Origin of the sequence: Amycolatopsis kentuckyensis (assembly GCF_002155975.1) — a bacterium.
GTDB classification, from domain to species: Bacteria; Actinomycetota; Actinomycetes; order Mycobacteriales; family Pseudonocardiaceae; genus Amycolatopsis; species Amycolatopsis kentuckyensis.
Map to the genome: position 1 here is coordinate 1 of NZ_MUMI01000288.1, position 4,735 is coordinate 4,735.

At 73.9% G+C, this 4,735-nt stretch carries 1 protein-coding gene and 1 pseudogene; both read right to left on the minus strand.

What is annotated here, in order from left to right:
* Positions 1 to 3,217: pseudogene (locus CCN39_RS26920) on the minus strand (type I polyketide synthase); the annotation flags it as partial.
* Between the two features lie 20 nt (positions 3,218 to 3,237).
* The coding region (locus tag CCN39_RS26925; protein WP_143264156.1) for a beta-ketoacyl reductase at positions 3,238 to 4,735 on the minus strand (1,498 nt) is incomplete at its 5' end.

Consider the following 4,735-nt stretch of genomic DNA (forward strand, 5'->3'; position numbering starts at 1 on the left):
CGGTGACGAGCACCGTGCCGCGCGGGGTCCACTTCGGACCCGCCGGTGGCGCGTGCTCGAGCCGGCGGCCGAAGGCCCCGTCCGCACGCACGGCGACCTGGTCCTCGTCGCCGCCGAGCAGGGCCTGGAACGCCTTCGGGTCCACAGTGGACGTCAGGTCGATCAGGCCGCCCCAGCGGCCGGGGTGTTCGAGCGCGGCGACGCGGCCGAGGCCCCAGACGGCGGCCTGGTCCGGATCCGGGCCGCCGTCCGCGTCGGTGACCCGGACGGCGCCCGAGGTGACGCACCACAGCGGCGCTTCGATCCCGGCGTCGCCCAGGGCCCGGATGAGGCCGGCAGCCGGTTCCGGGCCGGCGCCGCTGAGCACGACGACCGGTTCGAGGCCGCGGAGGTCCTCGGCGGTGACCGGACCGTCGAGCCGGACCACGCGGCCGTCCCACCCGGCCAGGGCGGCTTCGAGCTGCGGGGTCGGGTCGACGACGAGGCAGTCCCCGGTCAGCGCCGGAGCCCCGGCGGGCGCCAGGGGCGTCCAGCTGACCCGGTACCGGCCGACCTCGGCACGGCGTTGCCGCGCGGCCGCCAGCGCGGGGCGCAAGGTGTCCTCGGGGAGGCCGAGTTCAGCGGCGAGGGCAGCCACGTCGAGCTGTCCGCCGGCCGGCGTCGGCCAGAACCGTTCGCGCTGGAACGGGTAGGTGGGCAGGTCGGTCCGCGGCCCGGCGGGCAGGTGGGCGGCCCAGTCGACGGCGCCGCCGCGGACCCACACTCCGGCGAGGGCGGTCAGCAGCGTGCGCTCCTCGGCACGGTCCCGCCGCAGCACGGAGAAGGCTGCCCCCGGCACCATCGCGCTGAGGACGCCGTCGGGACCGAGTTCGAGGAAGGTGCGGACCCCTTCGGCTTCGAGGGCGGCGATGCCGTCGGCGAACCGGACCGTCTCCCGCACGTGCCGCACCCAGTAATCCGCCGTGAACGCCGAAGCGAGAGCACCGCTCACATTCGAGAGCACCGGTATCCGCGCCGGGTGATACGTCAACGACTCCGCCACCGCACGGAAGTCCGCCAGCATCGGGTCCATCAACGGCGAATGGAACGCGTGGCTCACCGAGAGGCGCTTGGTCTTCGGGAACTGGGCCGCGATGGCGAGAACCGCGGACTCCTCGCCGGAAATCACCACCGATTCCGGGCCGTTCACCGCCGCGATCGAGACACCCGCGGTAAGCGTGATGGCCGACTCCGGCGCGGCGATCGACACCATCGCCCCACCCGACGGCAACGCCTGCATCAACGACGCCCGAGCCGCCACCAGCGTGCAGGCATCAGACAGGGACAGCACACCTGCCACGTGCGCGGCCGAAATCTCCCCGATCGAATGCCCCGCCACGAAATCCGGGCGGACACCGAAGGACTCAACCAGGCGGAACAGGGCGACCTCGAGAGCGAACAACGCCGGCTGAGTGAACTCCGTCCGCTCCAAGCGCTCGGCATCATCAAAAGCCGCACGCAACGACGGATCAAAATGCGCACAGACCTCGTCGAAAGCCGAGGCATACACCGGAAACCGCTCGTACAGCTCGCGGCCCATCCCGACCCGCTGCGCCCCCTGGCCGGTGAACAACACCGCCAAGCGGGCATCTTCCCGGGCCTCCCCGGTGATCACGTTCGCTTCGAGGACGACCGCGCGGTGCTCGAGTGCGGTCCGGGTGGTCAGCGCCCGGGCGATGTCCGCGGGGTCGGCCGTCACCTCGGCAAGACGGGAAATCTGTGCCTGCAACGCTTCCGGGCTCTTCGCCGACACCGGCCACGGCGTCAGCGTGCCCACCGGCGCTTCCGTGAGCACCGGCTCGGCGGGCGGAACCGACTCGAGAATGGTGTGCGCGTTGGTGCCGCTGACGCCGAACGAGGACACCGCCGCCCGCAGCGGACGGTCGGCCGTCCAGGCGCGCGGCTCGGTCAGCAGCTCCACCGAACCGGCGGACCAGTCCACATGGGACGAAGGGGTGTCGACGTGCAAGGTTTTCGGGAGGACCCCGTGCCGCATGGCCATGACCATTTTGATCACCCCGGCCACCCCGGCCGCCGCCTGGGTGTGGCCGATGTTCGACTTCACCGAACCCAGCCACAACGGCGTTTCCCGGTCTTGACCGTAAGTGGCCAGCAGGGCCTGGGCTTCGATCGGGTCGCCGAGGGTGGTGCCGGTGCCGTGCGCCTCGACGACGTCGACGTCCGAAGTGGACAGCCGGGCGTTGTCGAGGGCCGCCTTGATCACCCGCTGCTGGGCCGGGCCGTTGGGGGCGGTGAGGCCGTTGGACGCGCCGTCGGAGTTGACCGCCGAGCCGCGCACCACCGCGAGGACCTCATGACCGTGGCGCCGCGCGTCCGACAGCCGCTCGACCAGCAGCACGCCGGCGCCTTCGCCCCAGCCGGTGCCGTCGGCCGCCTCGGCGAAGGCCTTGACCCGGCCGTCCGGGGCGAGGCCGCGCTGGCGGCTGAACTCGACGAACGTCCCCGGCGTCGCCATCACGGTGACCCCGCCGGCCAGCGCCAGGTCGCATTCGCCCTGGCGCAGCGCCTGCGCAGCGAGGTGCAGGGCGACCAGCGACGACGAGCACGCCGTGTCGACGGTCAGCGCCGAGCCCTCGAACCCGAACAGGTACGCCAGCCGTCCGGAGACGACGCTCGCCGCGTTGCCGGTGCCGAGGTAGCCCTCGACGTCCTCCGCCGACGAGCGCAGCAGGGTGAGGTAGTCCTGGCCGTTGGAGCCGACGAACACGCCGGTCCGGCTGCCTCGCAACGACGCCGGGTCGATCCCGGCGCGCTCGAAGGCTTCCCATGACGTCTCCAGCAGCAGCCGCTGCTGGGGGTCCATCGCCAGGGCCTCCCGCGGCGAGATGCCGAAGAAGCCGGCGTCGAAGAGGTCGGCGTCGTGCAGGAAGGCGCCTTCTCGCGCATAGGTCGTGCCCGGGCGGCCGGTGTCGTCGAACAGCGCGGTGGTGTCCCAGCCGCGGTTGGCGGGGAACGCCGAGACGGCGTCCTCGCCGCGGGCCACCAGGTCCCACAGCCCTTCCGGCGAACGCACGCCGCCGGGGAACCGGCACGCCATCGCGACGATGGCGATCGGCTCGGTCGCGGCCTCGACGAGCTGCCGGTTCTGCCGCCGCAGCCGCTCGGCCTCCTTCACGGAGGCGCGCAGCGCGTCGAGCACCTTCTCGGGCGTGGCCATGGTTCAGCTCCAGGAGGGGGTCATCGGGAATCGGTACCGTCGAGGGCCAGCCGCACCAGGGCTTCGGCGTCGAGGTCGTCCACGGTGTCGGTGTCGTCGGTGCCGCCGTCGTCGAGCCCGGCCAGCTCCAGCAGCGCCGTCATCAGCCCGGCGTCGCGGAAGCGGGCCAGCGGCACGGTGGCCAGCGCCTCCCGGATCCGGGCTTCCCCGGGATCGGCGGCACCCGGCCGGAGGACGTCGAGGAGGTGTTGCGCGAGTGCCGCCGGGGTCGGGTGGTCGAAGACGACCGTCGCGGGCAGGGCCACGCCGGCCGCCGCCGCGAGGCGGTTGCGGAACTCGACCGAGGTCAGGGAGTCGAAGCCCAGCTCGGTGAACGGGCGCGCGGCGGGGACGGCGTCGGCCCCGCGGTGCCCCAGCGCGACCGCGGCCTCGGTGCGGACCAGGGTGAGCAGCGTCCGTTCGGCGTCCGGGCCGGCCAGCTTCTCGCGCAGGTCGCTCTCGGGGACCTCCGCTTCGAGGACCTTCCGCGCGGCCGGCACGCCGAGCAGCAGGGCGCTCGGGCGGGCGGAGGTGAAGGCGGGCACGAACCGCGTCCAGTCGACGTCGGCCAGGGTCAGTGTGGTCTCGTCCCGGCCGACCGCACCGGCGAGGGCGCGGACGGCGAGGGCGGGCCGCAGCGGCGTCAGGCCGCGACGGCGCAGGTAGTCCTCGGCGTCGTGGTCGGCCGCCATGCCGCCGTCGGCCCACGGGCCCCAGGCGATCGCGGTCGCGGCCAGCCCACGGGCGCGCCGGGCTTCGGCCAGCGCGTCGAGGAAGGCGTTGGCCGCGCCGTAGGCGGCTTGGCTGCCGCTGCCCCAGATGCCGGCGATCGAGGAGAACAGGACGAAGGCGTCGAGTTCGGTGTCGCCGAGGAGCGAGTCGAGGTTTTCGGCGCCGCTCACCTTGGCGTCCGAGATGGCCGCGAAGGCCCCGAGGTCCGGGTCGTCGAGTGGGGTCGCTCCCCCGGTGCCGGCCGCGTGGACGACGGCGGTCAGCTCGTCGCGGATGTCGTCGAGCACGGCGGCGAGCGCGGTGCGGTCGGCGACGTCGCAGGCGGTGATGGTGACTTCGGCGCCCAGGCCGGTGAGTTCTCGTGCCAGGTGTTCGGCGCCCGGGGCGTGGGTGCCGCGGCGGCTGGTGAGGACGATCCGGTCGGCACCCGCGGTGGCGAGCCAGCGGGCGACGTGCGCGCCGAGGGCGCCGGTGCCGCCGGTGACGAGCACCGTGCCGCGGGGTTGCCACGGCCGGCCGGCGGGGGTGCCGGTGACGGGGGTGAGCCGCCGGGCGAACCGGCCGTCCGCGCGGAGGGCGACCTGGTCTTCGGCCGGGTCCGCCAGGGCTTGGACGAGGAGTTCACCGATCCGGCCGGTGGCGGCCGGGGATTCGCCGCCCGGCCGCTCGGCAGGCGCTGGACCAAGCGGGGCTTCGCCGTCCGAACCTTCGAGCCACCCCGCGGGCAGGTCGATCAAGCCGCCCCAG